Raw genomic sequence first — 19,936 nt, forward strand, 5'->3', positions numbered from 1 at the left:
ATGGACAACCAACTGACCGTCCAGGAGCTGGCCGCTCTGATGAAGAAGGCGGCCGGCGTCACGGTGGACGTGAAGGAGCTGGAGGACCGGCTCGACTCCGGCTTCGCCGAGTTCGGGCTCGACTCGCTCGGCCTGCTGGGCATCGTCGGGGAGCTGGAGAACGGCCACGGCGCGGTGCTTCCCCCCGACGCGGAGCGCTGCCGGAACCCGCGCGAGTTCCTCGACCTCGTCAACAACAACATCGTCGCTGGAGCCTGATGTGTCTGGACACACCGAGAACGACATCATCATCGCCGCCCCCCTGGACCTCGTCTGGGACATGACCAACGACATCGAGAGCTGGCCGCAGCTGTTCAGCGAGTACGCGTCCGTCGATGTCCTGAGCCGGGAGAACGGCACGACCACCTTCCGCCTCACCATGCACCCGGACGAGAACGGCAAGGTCTGGAGCTGGGTCTCGGAACGGACGCCCGACCGGGAGAAGCTGACGGTCACGGCCCGCCGCGTCGAGACCGGCCCCTTCGAGTACATGAACATCAGGTGGGTGTACTCGCAGACCCCCGACGGCACCAGGATGCACTGGACGCAGGACTTCGCGATGAAGCCCGAAGCTCCCGTCGACGACGCCTGGATGACCGACAACATCAACCGCAACTCGGTCGTCCAGATGGAACTCATCCGGGACAAGGTCGAACAGCACGCCCGCGAGCGCAGGACCGCTTCCGTCACCACCGACTGATCCCCGACGCCGGACCGGCCGCGGACCGCCCCCTTCGGGCGGTCCGCCCGGCTTGGCGCCGACGAAAGGAAGTTCCCCCATGCACCAAGCCCTGATCGTGGCCCGGATGGCGCCGGGTTCGGCCCCGGACATCGCGAAGGTGTTCGCGGAGTCCGACAGCGGCGAACTGCCGCACCTCGTGGGCGTCACCCGCCGCACCCTGTTCCAGTTCAACGACGTGTACATGCACCTGGTGGAGGCGGACCGGCCGCCCGGCCCCGCGATCGCCGAGGTGGCCGGCCACCCGGCCTTCCGGGACATCAGCGACAGGCTCTCCACCTACGTGAGCGCGTACGACCCGACGACGTGGCGCAGCCCGAAGGACGCGATGGCCCAGGAGTTCTACCGCTGGGAACGCGAGAGCTGAGGGCCTGATAGGCCTGACACGTGACAAGGGCCCGCCCCCGGCATCAGCCGGGGGCGGGCCCTTGTCACGTGTCAGGGTCACGTGTCAGGTCGGGTCAGGCAGGTACGGTGCATTCGAACGCGTGCAGGTACGCGTTGACCGGCCGGATCTCACCGACGGTCAGACCGGCCTCCGTCATGCGGGTGACCAGGCTTTCCTTGGTGTGCTTGGCTCCTCCGACGTTGAGGAGCAGCATCAGGTCCATGGACGTGGTGAACTTCATCGACGGGGTGTCGTCGACGAGGTTCTCGATGATGACGACCCTGGCTCCGGGGCGGGCCTTCGTCATCACGTTCCGCAGGGTTCTGCGGGTGCTGTCGTCGTCCCATTCCAGGATGTTCTTGATGATGTACAGGTCGGCCTCGACCGGGATCTCCTCGCGGCAGTCCGCGCCGACGATCCGGGCCCGCGCGGCGAGCGGGCCGCCGTCACGCAGCCGGGGGTCCGCCTTCTCCACCACGCGGGGCAGGTCGAGCAGGGTTCCCCGGATGTCCGGGTGCTTCTCCAGCAGGCTGGCGAGCACATGTCCCTGGCCGCCGCCGATGTCGGCGACCGTCGACACGCCGGTCAGGTCGAGGAGCTCCGCGACGTCCCGCGCCGACTGCTCGCTGGACGTGGTCATGGCCTGGTTGAAGACCTGGGCGGAGTCGTGCGCGTCCTCGTGCAGGTAGTCGAAGAACCCCTTGCCGTACAGCTCGTGGAAGACGCTGCCGCCCGACCGCACCGCCTCGTCGAGCCGCGGCCAGGCGTCCCAGGTCCAGGGTTCGGTGCACCAGAGGGAGATGTACCGAAGGCTGTGCGGATCGTCTTCGCGCAGCAGCCGGGACATGCTGGTGTGGACGAACCGTCCGTCGTCGTTCTGCGCGAAGATGCCGTAGCAGGACAGGGCCCGGAGCAGCCTCAGCAGGGGCCGCGGCTCGGTGCCCAGCACGGCCGCGAGTTCTTCCGCGGTGGCGGGCTTCTCGCCGAGCGCGTCGGCGACGCCGAGCTTGGCCGCCGCCCGGACGGCCGCGGCGCACGCCGCCCCGAAGACGAGCTCCCTCAGCTGCATGGCCGGGGCCGGCTGGGGGGCGGGACTCACTGTGGTCATTTACCGTCTCGATTCGCTTGGTCGAGCAGACAGGCGGGCCGGCCGGTCAGCACATGCCCGCGGGTTCGGAGCGCTGACACGAGTTGTGCTCGAACTTGTTGCCGGTGCCGGTGTCCCGGTTGGCCAGGTCGGCCGTCGAATTACCCGACAGCACGTTGTCCCGGATGACATTGCGCTTGTTCGGCGTGCCGACGAAGCTCTTGTACAGCACCACTCCGCCGGAGAACACGGACTTGCCCACGTTGTCTCGGATGTCGTTGTACTCCACGACCGTGTCCTCGGTACCGGTGAGAACAATTCCGGACCCCTGGATGTAGGGCAGCCGAGCCGTCTTCGCGCAGTATTTGTTGTTCTCGTGGACGCCATTGCCCCGAATGGCCAGGGCTCCGGCGTGCGGCTTGCCCTCGTCGCCTACGGCGAACAGCCCGCTGCAGTTCGCGCTGAGTTCGTTCTCCTCGACGGTGACATTCCGCAGACGCCTGACGGTGAGTCCGATCCGGTTGCCCTCCAGCCTGTTGTGGCGGACGACGGTGCCCCGCGTGTCCGTGGCGCCGGCCTCGGTGTCCACCGTGTTGGAGAGGAACACGCCCGACTCGGCGTTTCCCCGGGCGACGTTTTCCTCGAGCACGCTCCGGACGGACCGCTCGATGGCGATGCCCCAGTTCTTGTTCTTGTCTGCGGCCACGTCCCGCACGGTCAGCTTGTCGGTGTTGGACGCCCACAGGCCGTTCTTCTTGTAGCCGGTCAGCGTGAGCGAGCGGACGCTGGTACGCGTGACGGGGTGGGCGGACGTGCCCTCGACGCAGATCCCGTTGCCGGCGGCCGCGCACTTGTCGGCGGCCCTGGTCGCCGCCGGCATCAGCACGGTCCGCTCCCCCGCCCCGCGGATGGTCAGACCGGACTTCGTGACGAGGACGCTCTGATGGTAGGTGCCGGGCGAGATGACAATGGTGTCGCCCGACTGCGCGGCATCGACCGCTTTCTGGATCGATTCCCCCGGATGCACGACATGAGCAGTCGCGGCATTGGCCGCCGGGATACAGCTCAGTCCCGACGCCACCACGATTGCGGCGCAACCGAGGTATGCGAAATCTTTTTTGTTCATGGGTCGAAGTTATGGTCCATCAATCCGACCCGCCATGTGTGGTCACCCGTTTACTGCACGTCGGGCGCGAATGGCCCAATCCGGAGCCTGAAAGGGCGTCATGACCCCTCTGTTCAGGAGGGCCGGGGCCATAAATCCGGCTTCGTCTATTTCGAGTTCGGCCGGGGTGGCCGAGGCCGGAATGGTGAAGCGGCCGGAGTGGTGAGGCGGCCGGAGGGTTCCAGCCCCGGCGCCGGTGCGCGGGGTCAGCCGCGGGTGGCCCGGCGCAGGGTGTGGCGGACCGCGCGCTGGGCGACCGGGCCCAGGTCCTCCAACGCCGTCAGCAGGAGTGCCAATTGGTCCAGTGCCGCGAGGGCGGCCCCGGCCCCTTCCGCGTCCACCCCCTCGTACAGCTCGATCCCCACGAACGACGCCGCCACCGCCCGCGCCAGCCCCGCCGGGTCGGCGAACTCGCCCAGCGGGGTCGGGGTCAGGACGCGGGTCAGCACCTTCTCGATCTCCGCGATCCAGAGGTCGAGGCCGGCCGCCGTCGCGGGTGCGAGGCGTGGCTGCGTCTGGGCGCCGGCGAGCAGCTGGCCGAGCATCGCCACATGGCCCTCGGCCTTCTCCTGCTCGTGCAGCTCGCGGCCCAGCGCGAGGAGCTCGGCCAGGGTGGCGACCTCGTCCAGCCGTGCCCGGTAGCGCGCCACCACCTGCTCTGCGCCGTGCCGGCAGGCCGCGGCCAGCAGTTCGTCCACCGATCCGAAGTGGTAGAAGACGAGCGCCTGGTTGACTCCGGCGGCCGCGGCGATCGCACGGGCGGACGTCTTGGCGATCCCCTGCTCGGAGAGCGCCCGCAGCGCTCCTTCGAGGAGCTTCGTCTTCGTCGTCTCGCTCACGCCCGCCGCTCCTCGCGGACGGGACGCAGGCCGGGGCGCACGCCACAGGTGCGGATGTCCGTGTAGTCGGCCTCGAACGACCCCTCGTAGCCGAAGAGCGGGCCGACGTACCGGTTCACGACCCGGACCTGGATACGGAAGCGGCCCGTCCGGTCGTCGAAGGACTCGCGTACCTGAGCCTCGCCGCCGATGAGTTCGGGGACCCGGACGTCGACCGGCCCCTCGCGGAAGCGGTGTTCGCCCGAGCGGATCAGCAGCGAACCGTCGGGCTCGGCGCGGAAGTGCAGGTCGCTGGCGAGGTGCTGGTGCGTGCCGAGGTAGTCGAGGACGCGGTCGCCCTTGGGGCTCAGCACCATCTGGGCGTCGAAGCGGCGGGGGCCGCCGGGGAGGTCGAAGGTGCGCACGAACGTCACCGTCTCACGGCCGAAGGTGTCCTTGTACGGCACGTTCTCGATGGTGAACGGGATCCGCCGGCCCGCGCGCGGGACCAGGATGTTGCGAGTGCCGCCGAGGGCCAGGAACGGCTTCACGAAGCGCCCGCCGTGCCAGATGCGCTCCATGACGCCCCGCCCGGTGCAGGCCTCGCCGCTCGTGAGGCCCACCGAGAAGCGGCGCCGCAGTTCGGGGTGGAGGCGGTCGAAGTCCGCGCCCATCACCGTACGGAAGATCGACGTCATGACTGCCGCTCCAGGGTGGCGAGAAGGCGGGGTGCGCGCGTGCGGGTGGGCGGGGTGCGCAGACAGCGGCGGGCGGCCGGGGTGCCGGGCGCGGGCGGCAGGAACAGGGCCAGCGCTACGGCCACGCTCGCCAGCAGCGGCATCGCGTAGCAGAGCATCGGCGCGAAGGGGCCGGTGAGCAGGAGGAGCCGGCCGAAGCCGAAGCCCGTGCAGCCCGCGGCGATCACCAGGACACGCAGGGCCAGTTCGGCGGCCCAGCGGCGCAGCGCCCGCTCCGGTGTGATGCCGCGCTCCAGCCAGAGGCGCAGGCGGTCGAAGGACCAGGCCGTGGCCCAGCCCATCAGGGGGCGGAACAGCAGGCGGTCGGTGGCGACTCCGACCAGGCCCCATCGCGGGCGGTAGTCGTAGCCCGTGAGGAAGCGGATCCCGTCCCCGTCGGGAACGTAGCGCCAGTAGCCGCTTCCCTCGGCGAGCAGGGAGAGGGGGTGCGGGGAGGCGAAGCGCAGGGCGGAGGTGCGGGTGCCGTCCGGGCGCTCCTTCTCACCGGCGGACACGCCGGTTCCGGCGATCGTCAGGAACGGCAGTACGCGGGTCGCGTACCGGAAGCGCTGCGGCTCGCCCTCCCCGCGCGCGAGGTAGTCGATCTCGGTGAACCGCAGGTCCCAGCGCTGGTGGCGCGCGGGGTCCTGGGTGTGGGTCCAGAGGTCGTCCAGGTCGCGTCGTATGCGTGTCTCTATGTAGAGCCCCATCCGGAATCCCCCAGGTCAGTGGCTACTGCGCGGCTTCTTTTGAGCGAGTGCTCAAATGCCTGGCCCTGAAGATACAGCTGTTTGAGCGACTGCTCAAACAGTCGGGCGCAAGAGAACCCCGGCCCAGGAGGACCGGGGTTCCGCGCAGAAGGGGTGCCTCTGGGCCTATGCGGACAGGTGGCGCTCCACCGTTTCCACCTTGGAGGTGAGGCCGTCCGACACGCCCGGGCGGATGTCCGCCTTCAGGACGAGGGAGACACGCGGCGCTCGCTCCTCCACCACGGCGACGGCGCGCTTGACGACGGCCATGACCTCGTCCCACTCGCCCTCGACCGACGTGAACATCGCGTCGGTGCGGTGGGGCAGGCCCGACTCGCGCACGACCCGGACGGCGTCCGCGACGTACTCCCCCACGTCGACGCCGACGCCGAGGGGGGTGACGGAGAAAGCGACGATCATGCGTTCACCGTCCCTTCCCGGCGGGCGCGGGAGGCGATGACCGCGTCCTCGGCCTCGCGCTTGAGCTTGCGCTCGGCGAAAAGGCCGCCGAAGGGCGGGATCGCCAGCAGGAAGTAGCCGGCGGCCTTCTTCTTGGACCACTTGGCGCGGTTCCAGGCGTCCGCCCAGAAGATCACGTAGAAGGTGAACAGCAGGCCGTGGATCAGGCCCATCGGGAAGACAGCGTCGAACTCGGTCGTCCGCTTCAGCACCGAGCAGACCAGCAGGATCGGGAACGAGATGGCCTCGGGCAGCGAGATGAGCCTGAGTCGGTGGAGTGCGGCTGCGGTCTTGACGTCCACGGGCAGGAAACCTTCGTCGTCGGGGCACCGGTGATCACCTTGTGAACGAGCGCACAAGGCCGCACCCATTCTGACACCCTCCCCGTCGCCCCTCGCTTCAGGGCCTTCTCACGGTCCTTGTCCCCACATAGGACCTGTCGGCGGCACCCCGCTGCGGTTACCTTCACACCGTGGCGATGTTCCGACTTCAAGGCAGCAAGGTGCTGGCCGTCGACATGACCGGGGACGCCGTGAAGGCGAAGAACGGGTCGATGGTCGCCTACGACGGCCAGATGGCGTTCAAGAAACTGAGCGGGGGCGGTGAGGGGATCCGGGGGATGGTGACCCGGCGGCTCACCGGCGAGCAGATGACATTGATGGAGGTGAAGGGGCAGGGGACCTGCTGGTTCGCGGACCGGGCTTCCGAGATCAACCTGGTGAGCCTTCAGGGGGACAAGCTGTACGTCGAGTCGAGCAATCTGCTCGCGACCGACGCCGGGCTGCGGACGGGTACGTCCTTCACCGGCCTGCGCGGCGCGTCGCAGGGCAACGGCCTGTTCACGACGACCGTCGAGGGGCACGGCCAGGCGGCGATCATGTCGGACGGCCCCGCGGTGGTGCTGCGCGTGAGCTCGCAGTACCCCCTGACGGTCGACCCCGGGGCGTACATCGCGCACCAGGGGAACGTGCGGCAGTCCTTCCAGTCCGGTGTGACGTTCCGCACGTTCATGGGTGAGGGCGGCGGCGAGGCCTTCCAGATCCGCTTCGAGGGTGACGGGCTGGTCTACGTACAGCCCAGCGAGCGCAACACGATCGCGGGGGATGTGTGACATGCCCTTCCGCGAGATCAACTCCAAGATGATCGAGGCCACCGTCGCCCCGGGCCAGCGGCTGTTCAGTCAGCGCGGCGCGATGCTCGCCTACAAGGGCGAGGTGTCCTTCACGCCCAACGTCCAGGGCGGCCAGGGCGGTGTGATGTCGATGCTCGGCCGCCGCATGGCGGGCGAGGCCACTCCGCTGATGACGGTGGAGGGCAGCGGCACGGTGTTCTTCGGGCACGGCGGCCATCACATCGAGGTGATCAACCTCACGGGCGACACCTTGTACGTCGAGGCGGACCGGCTGCTCGCCTTCGACGGCACCCTTCAGCAGGGCACGATGTTCATGGGCTCGCAGGGCGGGGTCATGGGCATGGTCCGGGGCCAGGTGACGGGCCAGGGGCTGTTCACGACCACGCTCAAGGGTCATGGCGCGGTCGCCGTGATGGCCCACGGCGGGGTCATCGAGGTGCCGATCACCCCGCAGCGCCCGGTCCATGTCGACCCCCAGGCGTACGTGGCGCACCACGGCGACGTACGCAACAAGCTGTCCACGGCGCTCGGCTGGCGCGACATGGTGGGCCGCGGCTCGGGCGAGGCGTTCCAGCTGGAGCTGAGCGGCAGTGGTGCGGTGTACGTCCAGGCGTCGGAGGAGAAGCTGTGAGCGCGTACGGGGCCGCGGGCCCGGTGATCCACGACCCGATGACGCTGCCGGTCGACGACAACGTCAACAAGTACACCTTCTGCGTGGAGCTCAAGGGGAGCCAGTGGTTCCTGCAGAAGGGCAAGATGATCGCCCACTACGGCTCGATCGATTTCAACGGCATCGGACACGGCCGGCTCGACCGGCTCGTCCGTACGTCGTTCCATTCGCCACTGCACGCGAGCGACTGGGTCGTGGCGGAGGGCTCCGGCAAGATGCTGCTCGCCGACCGGGCCTTCGATGTGAATTCGTACGACCTGGACGACGGCAATCTGACCATTCGCTCCGGCAACCTGCTCGCTTTTCAGCCAAGTCTCGCGCTCAAGCAGTCGATCGTGCCGGGCTTTCTGACGCTGATCGGAACCGGCAAGTTCGTGGCCGCGTCCAACGGTCCGGTGGTGTTCATGGAACCGCCGATCCGGGTGGACCCGCAGGCGCTGGTCGGCTGGGCCGACTGCCCCTCGCCGTGCCATCACTACGACCACGGGTACATGACGGGCGTCATGGGCGGTCTACGTGCGATGACAGGCCTGGGCGGGGCCTCCGGGGAGGAGCACCAGTTCGAGTTCGTGGGGGCCGGCACCGTGCTGCTCCAGTCCACGGAGACACTCATGGCCGAGCAGGCCATGGGGGCGGTCCCGCAGGAGCCCGGAGTACCGGGCGGTGGCGGGGTGCCTGGTCACCAGGGACAGCAAGCCGGCGCACCGCGTCTTCCCGGACAGCTGGGGGACCTCCAGCGTCGCTTCGGGCTGTGAGCGGTAGTCTGCGGAGTGTGACGTCGAACGCGTGCGCACAGTCACACCACCCTCACTAGTTCGCCTTTCAACCTTTTAGGTAGACTTCATTCATGGAGACCGAGACGGCCACGCGCTGGCTGACCGATGCGGAGCAGTGCGCCTGGCGCACCCACCTGGAGGTCAACAGGCTGTTGACGTACCAGCTCGAGAGGGACCTGCAGCCGTTCAGCCTGACAATGAACGACTACGAGATCCTGGTCAATCTCTCCGAGTCGGAGGGCGTGCGGATGCGAATGAGCGACCTCGCCGCCGCCACCCTCCAGTCCAAGAGCCGCCTCTCGCACCAGATCACCCGTATGGAGAACGCGGACCTGGTACGCCGCGAAAACTGCGAGTCCGACCGGCGGGGACTGTTCGCGGTCCTCACCGAGCACGGCATGGAGACCATGCGGAAGGTGGCGCCGCATCATGTGGCGTCCGTGCGGAGGCACTTCATCGACCTCGTCTCGCCGGAGGCGCTGGAAGAGCTCCACAAAACCCTGCGGCCCGTCGCCGAACACCTCCGCGCACAGCGGGGCAAGCCGTAGCGCTCCGCGGGGAGAGCGTTCCGGGAACCCGCCTGCGGCGGCCGGTCGCGCCCCCGCCGCGGAACCGCGACATGCCGCTGCCCCGCCCCCCTTTCGGGGTGCGGGGCAGCGGTCATGCACGGGTCGTTCCTGCCGCATTTCCGGGGGCTTCCCGCCGCGTCGTCTCCCCGCGTGCGCCCCGTGCCGAGAGCAGGCCGGCCGCGATGGCCACCGTCCCCGAGACCGCGAAGCACAGCGCCGGGGACACGTGGCCCACCAGCAGACCCACCCCCGCGGCGCCGCCCGCGTTCCCGGCGTTCACCGCCGTGTTGACCCAGGCGCCCGCCCGGGTGCGGTGGCCGGGCGGGGCCGCGTCATCGGCGATCAGGTAGGACGTGGTGAGGGCCGGGGCGACGAAGAAGCCGGCGCAGGCCACGGCCAGGGCCAGGGTGCCGAGGCCGGAGCCAGCCCCGCGGCGAGCAGGGCGAGGCCCAGGCCACAGGCCTGCAACGGCAGGCGCACCCGTGCGGACGTACGCCAGTCGACGGCGCCGTTGAGCAGGCCGCCCAGCGCGCTGCCCAGGGACAGCGCGGCGAGCACCCAGGCCACCACGTCGTCCCCGTGACGGTGCTGCTGGGCGAAGGCCATGACGAGGAGGTCGACGGCGCCCAGGGACAGGCCGACGCCCGTCGCGACGACGACGGGCTGCACGAGCGCGCGCCCACCCCGGGGCCGGCCCCCGGAGCGCGCCGCCGGCTTCGCCGCGGCCGGCCGTACGCCCGCCACGACGGGCGACAGCGCGAACGCGAGGGTTCCGGCCCACACCAGCAGGGCGCTCAGCGCGACCCCGGCGGCCGGCGGCGCGCACCGGACGACCACGCCGACCAGCAGCGGCCCGGAGACGAAGAGGATCTCCTCCGCGACGCCGTCCAGACTGTACGCCCGCTGCAACAGCAGTTTGTCCTCGACGACTTCGCCCCAGACGGCACGCATCGTGGGGCCTAGAGGTGGCGTGCAGGCGCCCGCGGCGGCGGCCGGCGCGCCGAGTGCCACCGACGGCGCTCCCGGCAGCCAGGCCGCCGCCGCGAAGGCCGCGAGCAGGCCGGCGTAGAGCGAGGCCATGGGGATCAGGGCACGGCGGGGGCCGTACCGGTCGATCAGGGCCGCCCTGGCGGGCGACAGGACCACGCTCATCGCGCCGAACAGCGCCATGACCGTGCCGGCCACGGCGTACGACCCGGTCCCCCGGGCCACCGTGAGCGTCATGGCCAGGGAGACGACGCCGTACGACAGCCGGCCGACGAGGGCGGCCGTGAAGGTGCGGCGGGCGTGGGGGATGCGGAGGAGCGCGGCGTACGAGGGCCGCGCAGATGACGCAGACATATGGACTTGTTCCTCGACAGCGAGGCGGAAAGGGGACGCCGTGGTGCCGCGACGACCGCAGCCGGACTGCTGCTTGCCCGTCGCGGGACCGGGCGGGCCCTATGCCAAGAGGAGGAACATGCGGTGCAACCTAACAGCGGGCGCTCGGAGTTGACCAGGGGAAGAGCTTCTCGCCCCTCACCTCAGCCCTCCGTCACGCCCTCCACCAGTGAATCCGCGGCCCGATAGGGGTCCAGCTCCCCCGCCACGATCCGCTCCGCGAGCGCGCTGAGGCGGCGGTCGCCGTGCAGGTCGCCGATGCGCCGGCGCAGAGCCGTGACCGCGATCGTCTCGATCTCCTGGGAGGCACGGGCGAGGCGGCGCTCGGTGAGGACCCCGTGCTCCTCCATCCACGCCCGGTGCTTCTCCAGCGCCTCGACCACCTCGTCGATGCCCTCACCACGCGCCGCGACCGTCTTCACGATCGGCGGGCGCCAGTCCCCCGGGCCCCGCGACTCCCCCAGTCCCAGCATGTGGTTCAGCTCACGTGCCGTCGCGTCGGCGCCGTCCCGGTCCGCCTTGTTGACGACGTACACGTCACCGATCTCCAGGATTCCGGCCTTCGCCGCCTGGATGCCGTCGCCCATCCCGGGGGCGAGCAGCACCACCGACGTGTCCGCCTGTGAGGCGATCTCCACCTCCGACTGCCCGACGCCCACCGTCTCCACCAGGATCACGTCACAGCCCGCCGCGTCCAGCACCCGGATCGCCTGCGGAGCCGCCCAGGCGAGACCGCCCAGGTGTCCGCGCGTCGCCATCGAGCGGATGTAGACACCCGGGTCCGACGCGTGCTCCGACATCCGGACCCGGTCCCCGAGCAGCGCGCCCCCGGAGAACGGGGAGGACGGGTCGACGGCCAGCACCCCGACCCGCTTCCCGGCCTTCCGGTACGCCGTCACCAGCGCGGACGTGGACGTCGACTTGCCGACGCCCGGCGACCCCGTCAGGCCCACCACGTAGGCGTTGCCCGTCAGCGGCGCCAGGGCCTCCATGACCTCCCGGAGCTGCGGGGACGCCCCCTCCACCAGGGAGATCAGCCGGGCCACGGCCCGCGGCCGACCTTCCCTGGCCTGGGCCACCAGCGAGGAGACGTCCTGCATCACAGCTCCGTTCAGCGTCGTACAGAGGTCGTACAGAGGTCGTACAGAAAGGGCAGACGTGTCAGACGTGTCAGACCTTGGGTACCCGCACGATCAGCGCGTCACCCTGCCCGCCGCCACCGCACAGCGCCGCCGCGCCCACGCCGCCGCCCCGCCGCTTCAGCTCCAGCGCCAGGTGCAGCACGAGCCGGGCACCGGACATGCCGATCGGGTGTCCCAGGGCGATCGCGCCCCCGTTGACGTTCACCTTTTCGGTGGACACCCCGAGGTCCTTCATCGACTGCACCGCGACCGCGGCGAAGGCTTCGTTGATCTCGATCAGATCAAGATCGTCGACCGCGAGACCCTCCTTCTTCAGCGCGTGCTGGATCGCGTTGGACGGCTGCGACTGCAAAGAGTTGTCCGGTCCCGCCACATTCCCGTGGGCGCCGATCTCCGCGATCCACTCCAGGCCGAGCTCCTGCGCCTTGGCCTTGCTCATCACGACCACGGCCGCCGCACCGTCCGAGATCTGCGAGGAGGAACCGGCCGTGATCGTGCCGTCCTTGGTGAAGGCGGGCCGCAGCTTGCCGAGCGACTCGGCCGTCGTCTCGCCGCGGATGCCCTCGTCCTGGCTGAAGACCACCGGCTCACCGCGCCGCTGCGGAATCTCCACGGGCGTGATCTCGGCCTCGAAGATCCCGTTCTTCTGCGCGGCGGCGGCCCGCTGGTGCGACAGGGCGGCCACGGCGTCCTGGTCCGCGCGGCCGATCCCGAGCCGCGTGTTGTGCTTCTCCGTGGACTCGCCCATGGCGATGTTCTCGAAGGCGTCCGTCAGACCGTCGTACGCCATGGCGTCGATCATCTGGACCGCGCCGTACTTGTAGCCCTCACGGGACTTCGGCAGCAGATGCGGGGCGTTGGTCATGGACTCCTGACCACCGGCGACGACGACATCGAACTCACCGGCGCGGATCAGCTGGTCCGCGAGCGCGATCGCGTCGAGCCCGGACAGACACACCTTGTTGATCGTGAGCGCCGGGACGCTCATCGGAATGCCCGCCTTGACCGCGGCCTGGCGTGCCGGGATCTGCCCCGCCCCGGCCTGCAGCACCTGGCCCATGATCACGTACTGCACCTGGTCGCCGCCGATCCCCGCACGGTCGAGGGCGGACTTGATCGCGAAGCCGCCGAGGTCGGCTCCGGAGAAGGACTTCAGCGAGCCGAGCAAACGGCCCATCGGGGTGCGTGCACCCGCGACGATCACCGAGGTCGTGCTGTTCGTTCCAGACATGAGGTGCGATCCCCTTACCGGCCTGCACAGCCGAGGAGTGAACGAGGGTTTACTTGAATGTACTGAGCGGTAGGCCACCCGTCATCCGGCGTGGAGTGTGATCGCGCGCACGTTGCGTAACCACCTCCCGGAGCGCTGCACTGACTCCATGCTGACGCGAATCGACCACATCGGGATCGCCTGTTTCGACCTCGACAGGACCGTCGAGTTCTACCGGGCCACATACGGCTTCGAGGTGTTCCACTCCGAGGTCAACGAAGAGCAGGGCGTGCGCGAGGCCATGCTCAAGATCAACAACACGGACGACGGGGGCGCTTCCTACCTCCAGCTCCTGGAACCCACCCGCGAGGACTCCGCCGTCGGGAAGTGGCTGGCGAAGAACGGAGAGGGCGTTCACCACATTGCTTTCGGTACGGCGGATGTGGACGCGGACGCCGCCGACATCAGGGAAAAGGGCGTACGCGTCCTGTATGACGAGCCCCGGCGGGGCTCCATGGGGTCCCGGATCACGTTCCTGCATCCAAAGGATTGCCACGGAGTACTGACAGAACTGGTCACTTCGGCGGCTGTTGAGTCACCTGAGCACTGACTCCCGTACATATGGGCCGGTAGGGTTGGGGGCGGTCGCCGCTCAACCAGGGCGACCGGTTCCTGCCTTACGGCGGGAACCGGGTCCTGTCCGAGGGCAGGATCCCAGGCCGGGGTCCGGTTTCGGGGGACGAGCGTCGGGGCAGCAGCCCGTGCTCCGCCGTTGATCTGACACCATTCCCCGGGGGCCCCGTTCGGCGGATGGACGGAGCTCGTTTGGAGAGACTTGCGACCAGGGGACGGATGGGACCGCGCAGTGCGGGGCTACGAAAGCCAGGAGCGAGAGCCGGCGGCTGACGTCGACCATCTCACTCGGTTCGAGGCCGAGATGGATCGGCTCAAGACCGAGCGGGAAAAGGCGATCCAGCACGCCGAGGATCTCGGCTACCAGGTCGAGGTACTGCGCGCCAAGCTGCACGAGGCGCGGCGCACGCTCGCGTCCCGGCCTGCTTATGAGAGCGCCGACCTCGGCTATCAGGCCGAGCAGTTGCTCCGTAACGCCCAGATCCAGGCCGATCAGCTGCGCGCCGACGCCGAGCGCGAGCTGAGCCAGGCCCGCGCGCAGACGCAGCGGATCCTTCAGGAACACGCCGAGCAGGCGGCCCGGCTCCAGGCGGAGCTGCACACGGAGGCGGTCACCCGCCGCCAGCAGCTCGACCAGGAGCTGGCCGAGCGCCGGCAGACCGTCGAGTCGCACGTCAACGAGAACGTGGCGTGGGCCGAGCAGCTGCGGGCCCGCTCCGAGCAGCAGGCCCGCCGGCTCGTGGAGGAGTCGCGGGCCGAGGCCGAGCAGGCGCTGGCCGCCGCCCGCGCCGAGGCCGAGCGGATCGCCGCCGAGGCCCGGCAGCGGCTCAACACCGACGCCGAGTCGGCCCGCGCGGAGGCGGAGGCGCTGCTGCGCCGGGCCCGCACGGACGCCGAGCGGCTGCTGAACGCCGCGTCCACGCAGGCCCAGGAGGCCACGGACCACGCCGAGCAGCTGCGCAGTTCCACGGCGACCGAGTCGGACGCCGCCCGCCGGCAGGCCTCCGAGCTGAGCCGGACCGCCGAGCAGCGCATGACGGAGGCCGACGCGGCGCTGCGCGAGGCGCGGGCCGAGGCCGACAAGGTGCTCACCGAGGCCAAGGAAGCCGCGGCCAAGGCGCTGGCGAGCGCGGAGTCGGCCAACGAGCAGCGCACCCGTACCGCGAAGGAGCAGGTCGCCCGGCTGGTCAGCGAGGCCACCAAGGAGGCCGAGACCACCAAGGCCTCGGCCGAGGAAGTGGTCGCGGACGCCAAGGCCGAGGCGGAGAAGATCCTCACGGAGGCGGCGGACAAGGCCCGCAGCCTGACCGCCGAAGAGACCGCGTCCCAGCTCACCAAGGCGGCCCGGACGGCCGAGGACGTCCTGAACAAGGCGTCCGAGGAAGCCAAGTCGACCACCAAGGCCGCGACCGAGGAGGCCGAGCGCATCCGCCGTGAGGCGGAGACCGAGGCGGACCGGCTGCGCGCCGAGGCGCACGACATCGCCGAGCAGCTCAAGGGCACGGCGAAGGACGACACCAAGGAGTACCGCGCCAAGACGGTCGAGCTCCAGGAGGAGGCGCGCCGGCTGCGCGGCGACGCCGAGCAGCTGCGCGCCGACGCGGTCGCCGAGGGCGAGCGCATCCGCTCCGAGGCCCGGCGTGAGGCCGTCCAGCAGATCGAGGAGGCGGCCAAGACCGCCGAGGAGCTGCTGGCGAAGGCGAAGGCCGACGCGGACGAGCTGCGTACGGCGGCCACGACCGACAGCGAGAAGGTCCGCACCGAGGCCATCGAGCGCGCCACGACGCTGCGCCGCCAGGCCGAAGAGACCCTGGAGCGCACCCGGAACGAGGCGGAGCGGCACCGCGCCGAGGCCGTCGAGCAGTCCGAGGCGATCAAGGAGGACGCCGAGCGGGCCGCCCGTGAGCTGCGCGACGACAGCGAGCGCGCCATAGAGGCCCGCCGGGCCGAGGCCGCCGACGAGCTGACCCGGCTGCACACCGAGGCCGAGCAGCGGCTCGCCTCGGCCGAGCAGGCGCTCAGCGACGCCCGCGCGGAAGCCGAGCGCATCCGCCGCGAGGCCGCGGAGGAGGCGGACCGGCTGCGGACCGAGTCCGCCGAGCGGATTCGTACGCTCCAGGCGCAGGCCGAGACCGAGGCCGACCGGCTGCGGACGGAGGCCGCGGCGGACGCGTCCACCTCGCGGGCCGAGGGCGAGGCCATCGCCGTACGGCTGCGGTCGGAGGCGGTGGCGGAGGCCGAGCGGCTGAAGTCGGAGGCGCAGGACACCGCCGACCGGGTACGGGCGGAGGCGCAGGCCGCGGCCGAGCGGCTGGCGGCCGAGGGCGCGGAGACGCTGGCGGCCGCCCAGGAGGAGGCCACCCGGCGCCGTCGCGAGGCCGAGGAACTCCTCGGCTCCGCGCGCCAGGAGGCCGACCAGGAGCGTCAGCGGGCCCGCGAGCAGAGCGAGGAACTCCTCGCCGTGGCGCGCGCCCGGGTCGAGGAGGCACAGGCCGAGGCGGTCCGGCTGGTCGAGGAGGCCGACCGGCGCGCGACGGAGATGGTCGCGAACGCCGAGCAGACCGCGCAGCAGGTGCGGGACTCGGTGGCCGGGCTGCACGACCAGGCGCAGGAGGAGATCGCCGGGCTGCGCAGTGCCGCCGAGCACGCGGCGGACCGTACGCGCACCGAGGCGCAGGAGGAGGCGGGCCGGGTCCGCGCCGACGCGTACGCGGAGCGGGAGCGGGCCACCGACGACGCCAACCGCATCCGGCGGGAGGCGGCCGAGGAGACGGACGCCGCCAAATCCCTCGCGGAGCGCACGGTTTCGGAGGCGATCGCCGAGTCCGAGCGGCTGCGTTCGGACGCCGCCGCGCACGCCCAGCGGGTGCGCACCGAGGCGTCGGACGCCATCGCCAACGCCGAGCAGGACGCTTCCCGTACCCGCGCGGAAGCCCGCGAGGACGCGAACCGCATCCGTTCGGACGCGGCCGAACAGGCGGACACCCTCATCACCGAGGTGACGGCGGAGGCGGAGCGGCTCACGGCGGAGACCAACGTCGAGGCCGAGCGCGTACGGGCCGAGTCCGTGGCCAAGGCCGAGAAGCTCATCTCGGACGCGACCGGGGACGCGGAGCGGCTGCGTGCCGAGGCCGCCGAGACGGTCGGTTCCGCGCAGCAGCACGCCGAGCGGATCCGCAGCGAGTCCCAGCGGCTGAAGGCCGACGCCGAGGCGGAGGCCGAGCGGGTGACCACGGCCGCGCGCGCGGAGGCCGAGCGGACGCTGGACGAGGCCCGCAAGGACGCCAACAAGCGGCGCTCCGAAGCGGCCGAGCAGGTCGACACGCTCATCACGGAGACGGCCGCCGAGGCGGACAAGCTGATCTCCGAGGCTCGGCAGACCGCGCAGAAGACCACGGCGGACGCCGAGGGCCAGGCCGACACGATGGTGGGTGTCGCTCGGAACGAGGCGGAGCGGCTGGTCTCGGAGGCGACGGTCGAGGGCAACTCCCGGGTGGAGCGGGCCCGTACGGACGCGGACGAGCTGCTCGTCGGCGCCCGCCGGGACGCGACCGCGATCAGGGAGCGCGCGGAGGAGCTGCGCGACCGCATCACGAGCGAGATCGAGGAGCTGCACGAGCGGGCGCGGCGCGAGTCGGCCGAGACGATGAAGTCGGCGGGCGAGCGGTGCGACGCGCTGGTGAAGGCCGCCGAGGGCCAGCTCGCCGAGGCGGAGGCGAAGGCGAAGGACCTGGTCGCGGAGGCCAATTCCGAGGCGAGCAAGGTACGCATCGCCGCCGTGAAGAAGGCCGAGGGGCTCCTCAAGGAGGCCGAGCAGAAGAAGGCCAGCCTCATCTCGGAGGCCGAGCAGATCAAGGTCGAGGCGATCCGTGAGGCGCGGGCCGCCGTCGAGGAGGGCAAGCGGGAGCTGGAGGTCCTGGTGCGCCGGCGCGAGGACATCAATGCGGAGATCTCCCGTGTCCAGGACGTCCTGGAAGCGTTGGAGTCTTTTGAGGCCCCGTCCGGCGGCAAGGACGGAGGCGTCAAGGCGGGTGCCGCAGCGGGCGCGACTCGTTCGGGTGGCAAGGTGTCAGAAGGCTAGCCAGAGGTGTCGATTCTGTGCTTGCCGGGAGGTTTAACACAGCTCCTGGCAAGCGCTCCGACAGTTAGCCACCCAAAAGGAGTGTCATTCTCCAGATCAAACACGCATCCGCTCGATGACACGCCGCTTTGACCCCTAGGATTCCTTCTATCACCTCACCGGTCTCATTCGACAGGAACCCCATGAGCGACACTTCCCCCTACGGCTTCGAGCTTGTCCGGCGTGGGTACGACCGCGCTCAGGTGGACGAACGCATCTCGAAGCTCGTCTCCGACCGTGACAGCGCTCTGGCCCGTATCACTGCTCTGGAAAAGCGCATTGAGGAACTCCACCTCGAAACGCAGAACGCCCAGGCCCAGGTCACCGACGCCGAGCCGTCGTACGCGGGTCTCGGCGCGCGCGTCGAGAAGATCCTCCGCCTCGCCGAGGAGGAGGCGAAGGACCTGCGCGAGGAGGCCCGTCGCGCTTCGGAGCAGCACCGTGAGCTCGCCGAGTCGGCGGCCCAGCAGGTGCGCAACGACGCAGAATCGTTCGCTGCGGACCGCAAGTCCAAGGCGGAGGACGAGGGCGTCCGGATCGTCGAGAAGGCCAAGAGCGACGCCTCCCAGCTGCGCCAGGAGGCGCAGAAGGACGCGCAGTCGAAGCGGGAGGAGGCGGACGCCCTCTTCGAGGAGACCCGCGCCAAGGCCGCGCAGGCCGCCGCCGACTTCGAGACGAACCTGGCCAAGCGCCGCGAGCAGTCCGAGCGCGACCTGGCCTCGCGTCAGGCCAAGGCCGAGAAGCGTCTCGCGGAGATCGAGCACCGCGCGGAGCAGCTGCGCCTGGAGGCCGAGAAGCTGCGTACGGACGCCGAGCGCCGCGCCCGCCAGACGGTGGAGACGGCTCAGCGCCAGGCCGAGGACATCGTGGCCGACGCGAACGCCAAGGCCGACCGCATCCGCTCGGAATCCGAGCGCGAGCTGGCCGCCCTCACCAACCGCCGCGACTCGATCAACGCGCAGCTCACGAACGTCCGCGAGATGCTCGCGACACTCACGGGCGCGGCGGTGGCCGCGGCCGGCACGCCGTCGACCGACGACGAGCCGATCTCGCGCGGGGTTCCGGCCCAGCAGTCCCGGTAACACCTGAGCACCGCGCTCATCGAGCGCACCGGCACAGCCCCCCGCCACTCCGGTGGCAGGGGGCTTTGTCCCGTTCTAGCGTGAGCGCATGATCGAGCTGGACGGGCTGACCAAGCGGTACGGCGAGAAGTTGGCGGTCGACGACCTCACCTTCTCCGTCGAGCCGGGCATCGTGACGGGCTTCCTCGGCCCCAACGGTGCCGGGAAGTCCACCACCATGCGCATGATGCTCGGGCTCGACCGTCCCACCGCGGGTGACGTCCTGATCGACGGGCGGCATTACGACCGTCTCAAGAACCCGCTCAAGTACATCGGCGCCCTGCTGGACGCCAAGGCGATGCACGGCGGGCGCAGCGCCTTCAACCACCTGCTGTGCCTCGCGCAGAGCAACGGCATCCCCAAGGCGCGGGTGCACGAGGTCCTCGACATGGTCGGGCTGACCGCGGTCGCGAAGAAGAAGGCGAAGGGCTTCTCCTTCGGCATGGGGCAGCGGCTCGGCATCGCGGGTGCGCTGCTCGGCGATCCGCGGATCCTGATGTTCGACGAGCCCGTCAACGGTCTCGACCCCGAGGGCATCCACTGGATCCGCAACCTGATGAAATCGCTGGCCTCGCAGGGCCGTACGGTCTTCGTCTCGTCCCATCTGATGAGCGAGATGGCGCTGACCGCCGACCATCTCGTCGTGATCGGCCAGGGCCGGCTGCTCGCCGACACGTCCATGGCCGACTTCATCCAGCAGAACTCGCGGTCGTACGTCCGGATCCGTTCTCCTCAGCGCGAGCGGCTCCTCGACGTGCTGCACGGGGCGGGGATCACGGTCGTCGAGACCGGCGGCGGCACGCTGGAGGTGGACGGCGGCAAGTCCGAGCTCATCGGCGAGCTGGCCGCCGGGCACCAGATCGTGCTGCACGAGCTGAGCCCCCAGCAGGCTTCCCTGGAAGAGGCGTTCATGCGGCTGACCGCGGAGTCGGTGGAGTACCACGCGCATCCGCAGGGCCCGCCCCAGGACTGGGGCGACGCCTGGAAGAAAGGGGCCTGAAC

The 19,936-nt window shown here is 70.3% G+C and carries 20 protein-coding genes and 2 pseudogenes; 11 read left to right on the forward strand and 11 right to left on the reverse strand.

All coding sequences use genetic code 11. The features are described 5' to 3' along the window. From SAVERM_RS14765 to SAVERM_RS14775, 3 genes are all read left to right on the forward strand, one after another. Positions 1–258, forward strand: coding sequence for an acyl carrier protein (locus SAVERM_RS14765; RefSeq protein ID WP_037651535.1), 258 nt, complete (start codon positions 1–3; stop codon positions 256–258). Between the two features lies 1 nt (position 259). Further along, positions 260–739 (forward strand): SRPBCC family protein, encoded by a 480-nt coding sequence (locus tag SAVERM_RS14770; RefSeq protein ID WP_010984273.1) that lies wholly within the window; start codon positions 260–262, stop codon positions 737–739. Between the two features lie 79 nt (positions 740–818). Continuing rightward, complete coding sequence (locus SAVERM_RS14775) at positions 819–1,145, forward strand: TcmI family type II polyketide cyclase (RefSeq protein WP_010984274.1); 327 nt, start codon at positions 819–821, stop codon at positions 1,143–1,145. A 94-nt stretch (positions 1,146–1,239) separates the two neighbouring features. Here SAVERM_RS14775 and SAVERM_RS14780 read toward each other — a convergent pair whose 3' ends face one another. The 7 genes from SAVERM_RS14780 to SAVERM_RS14810 form a co-directional block, all read right to left on the reverse strand. Then, on the reverse strand, positions 1,240–2,274 hold the full coding sequence (locus SAVERM_RS14780; RefSeq protein WP_042493082.1) for a methyltransferase: 1,035 nt from the start codon (positions 2,272–2,274) through the stop codon (positions 1,240–1,242). A gap of 46 nt (positions 2,275–2,320) precedes the next feature. Then, complete coding sequence (locus SAVERM_RS14785) at positions 2,321–3,379, reverse strand: right-handed parallel beta-helix repeat-containing protein (RefSeq protein WP_010984276.1); 1,059 nt, start codon at positions 3,377–3,379, stop codon at positions 2,321–2,323. A 245-nt stretch (positions 3,380–3,624) separates the two neighbouring features. Continuing rightward, complete coding sequence (locus tag SAVERM_RS14790; RefSeq protein ID WP_010984277.1) at positions 3,625–4,257, reverse strand: TetR/AcrR family transcriptional regulator; 633 nt, start codon at positions 4,255–4,257, stop codon at positions 3,625–3,627. After that, positions 4,254–4,934, reverse strand: coding sequence for a DUF4166 domain-containing protein (locus tag SAVERM_RS14795; protein WP_010984278.1), 681 nt, complete (start codon positions 4,932–4,934; stop codon positions 4,254–4,256). The genes SAVERM_RS14790 and SAVERM_RS14795 overlap by 4 nt, the downstream gene beginning before the upstream one ends. Further along, on the reverse strand, positions 4,931–5,683 hold the full coding sequence (locus SAVERM_RS14800) for a hypothetical protein (RefSeq protein WP_010984279.1): 753 nt from the start codon (positions 5,681–5,683) through the stop codon (positions 4,931–4,933). The genes SAVERM_RS14795 and SAVERM_RS14800 overlap by 4 nt, the downstream gene beginning before the upstream one ends. A gap of 165 nt (positions 5,684–5,848) precedes the next feature. Beyond that, positions 5,849–6,142, reverse strand: a complete 294-nt coding sequence (locus SAVERM_RS14805) for an MTH1187 family thiamine-binding protein (protein WP_010984280.1) — start codon at positions 6,140–6,142, stop codon at positions 5,849–5,851. Further along, positions 6,139–6,483, reverse strand: a complete 345-nt coding sequence (locus SAVERM_RS14810; RefSeq protein WP_010984281.1) for a DUF3817 domain-containing protein — start codon at positions 6,481–6,483, stop codon at positions 6,139–6,141. Before SAVERM_RS14810 ends, SAVERM_RS14805 begins: the two co-directional genes overlap by 4 nt. A 176-nt stretch (positions 6,484–6,659) precedes the next feature. Here SAVERM_RS14810 and SAVERM_RS14815 point away from each other — a divergent pair, with 176 nt between their 5' ends. The 4 genes from SAVERM_RS14815 (at position 6,660) to SAVERM_RS14830 (ending at position 9,307) form a co-directional block, all read left to right on the forward strand. Then, on the forward strand, positions 6,660–7,292 hold the full coding sequence (locus tag SAVERM_RS14815) for an AIM24 family protein (protein ID WP_010984282.1): 633 nt from the start codon (positions 6,660–6,662) through the stop codon (positions 7,290–7,292). A 1-nt stretch (position 7,293) separates the two neighbouring features. After that, positions 7,294–7,944, forward strand: a complete 651-nt coding sequence (locus tag SAVERM_RS14820) for an AIM24 family protein (RefSeq protein WP_037651538.1) — start codon at positions 7,294–7,296, stop codon at positions 7,942–7,944. Next, positions 7,941–8,738: an AIM24 family protein gene (locus tag SAVERM_RS14825; RefSeq protein ID WP_010984284.1), complete on the forward strand. Its 798-nt coding sequence runs from the start codon at positions 7,941–7,943 to the stop codon at positions 8,736–8,738. The genes SAVERM_RS14820 and SAVERM_RS14825 overlap by 4 nt, the downstream gene beginning before the upstream one ends. A 92-nt stretch (positions 8,739–8,830) precedes the next feature. Next, the gene (locus SAVERM_RS14830; protein ID WP_010984285.1) at positions 8,831–9,307 is read left to right on the forward strand and encodes a MarR family winged helix-turn-helix transcriptional regulator; all 477 of its coding nucleotides are present in this window, start codon (positions 8,831–8,833) and stop codon (positions 9,305–9,307) included. Positions 9,308–9,419: 112 nt separating this feature from the next. Here the strand turns inward: SAVERM_RS14830 and SAVERM_RS14835 are convergent. The 3 genes and pseudogenes from SAVERM_RS14835 to SAVERM_RS14845 all read right to left on the reverse strand — a co-directional run bounded on the left by SAVERM_RS14835 (position 9,420) and on the right by SAVERM_RS14845 (position 13,081). Then, positions 9,420–10,669, reverse strand: a pseudogene (locus SAVERM_RS14835) (MFS transporter). Between the two features lie 182 nt (positions 10,670–10,851). Next, on the reverse strand, positions 10,852–11,808 hold the full coding sequence (meaB, locus tag SAVERM_RS14840; protein ID WP_010984287.1) for a methylmalonyl Co-A mutase-associated GTPase MeaB: 957 nt from the start codon (positions 11,806–11,808) through the stop codon (positions 10,852–10,854). A 70-nt stretch (positions 11,809–11,878) separates the two neighbouring features. Further along, complete coding sequence (locus SAVERM_RS14845) at positions 11,879–13,081, reverse strand: acetyl-CoA C-acetyltransferase (RefSeq protein WP_010984288.1); 1,203 nt, start codon at positions 13,079–13,081, stop codon at positions 11,879–11,881. Positions 13,082–13,229: 148 nt separating this feature from the next. Here SAVERM_RS14845 and mce point away from each other — a divergent pair, with 148 nt between their 5' ends. Further along, positions 13,230–13,670, forward strand: a complete 441-nt coding sequence (gene mce / locus SAVERM_RS14850) for a methylmalonyl-CoA epimerase (RefSeq protein ID WP_037651540.1) — start codon at positions 13,230–13,232, stop codon at positions 13,668–13,670. Positions 13,671–13,737: 67 nt separating this feature from the next. On the opposite strand, the pseudogene SAVERM_RS45935 reads toward mce, so the two are convergent. Further along, positions 13,738–13,941 (reverse strand): annotated as a pseudogene (locus SAVERM_RS45935) (hypothetical protein); the annotation flags it as partial. On the opposite strand from SAVERM_RS45935, the gene scy reads away from it, so the two are divergent. From scy to SAVERM_RS14865, 3 genes are all read left to right on the forward strand, one after another. Then, positions 13,926–17,774 (forward strand): polarized growth protein Scy, encoded by a 3,849-nt coding sequence (gene scy, locus SAVERM_RS14855; RefSeq protein WP_037651542.1) that lies wholly within the window; start codon positions 13,926–13,928, stop codon positions 17,772–17,774. The pseudogene SAVERM_RS45935 and the gene scy sit on opposite strands and share 16 nt — an antisense overlap. Before the next feature lie 182 nt (positions 17,775–17,956). Beyond that, on the forward strand, positions 17,957–18,895 hold the full coding sequence (locus SAVERM_RS14860; protein ID WP_010984291.1) for a coiled-coil domain-containing protein: 939 nt from the start codon (positions 17,957–17,959) through the stop codon (positions 18,893–18,895). An 88-nt stretch (positions 18,896–18,983) separates the two neighbouring features. Then, the gene (locus tag SAVERM_RS14865) at positions 18,984–19,934 is read left to right on the forward strand and encodes an ATP-binding cassette domain-containing protein (protein WP_010984292.1); all 951 of its coding nucleotides are present in this window, start codon (positions 18,984–18,986) and stop codon (positions 19,932–19,934) included. Positions 19,935–19,936: the final 2 nt, after the last annotated feature.

It is taken from the genome of Streptomyces avermitilis MA-4680 = NBRC 14893 (assembly GCF_000009765.2).
Taxonomy (GTDB): domain Bacteria; phylum Actinomycetota; class Actinomycetes; order Streptomycetales; family Streptomycetaceae; genus Streptomyces; species Streptomyces avermitilis.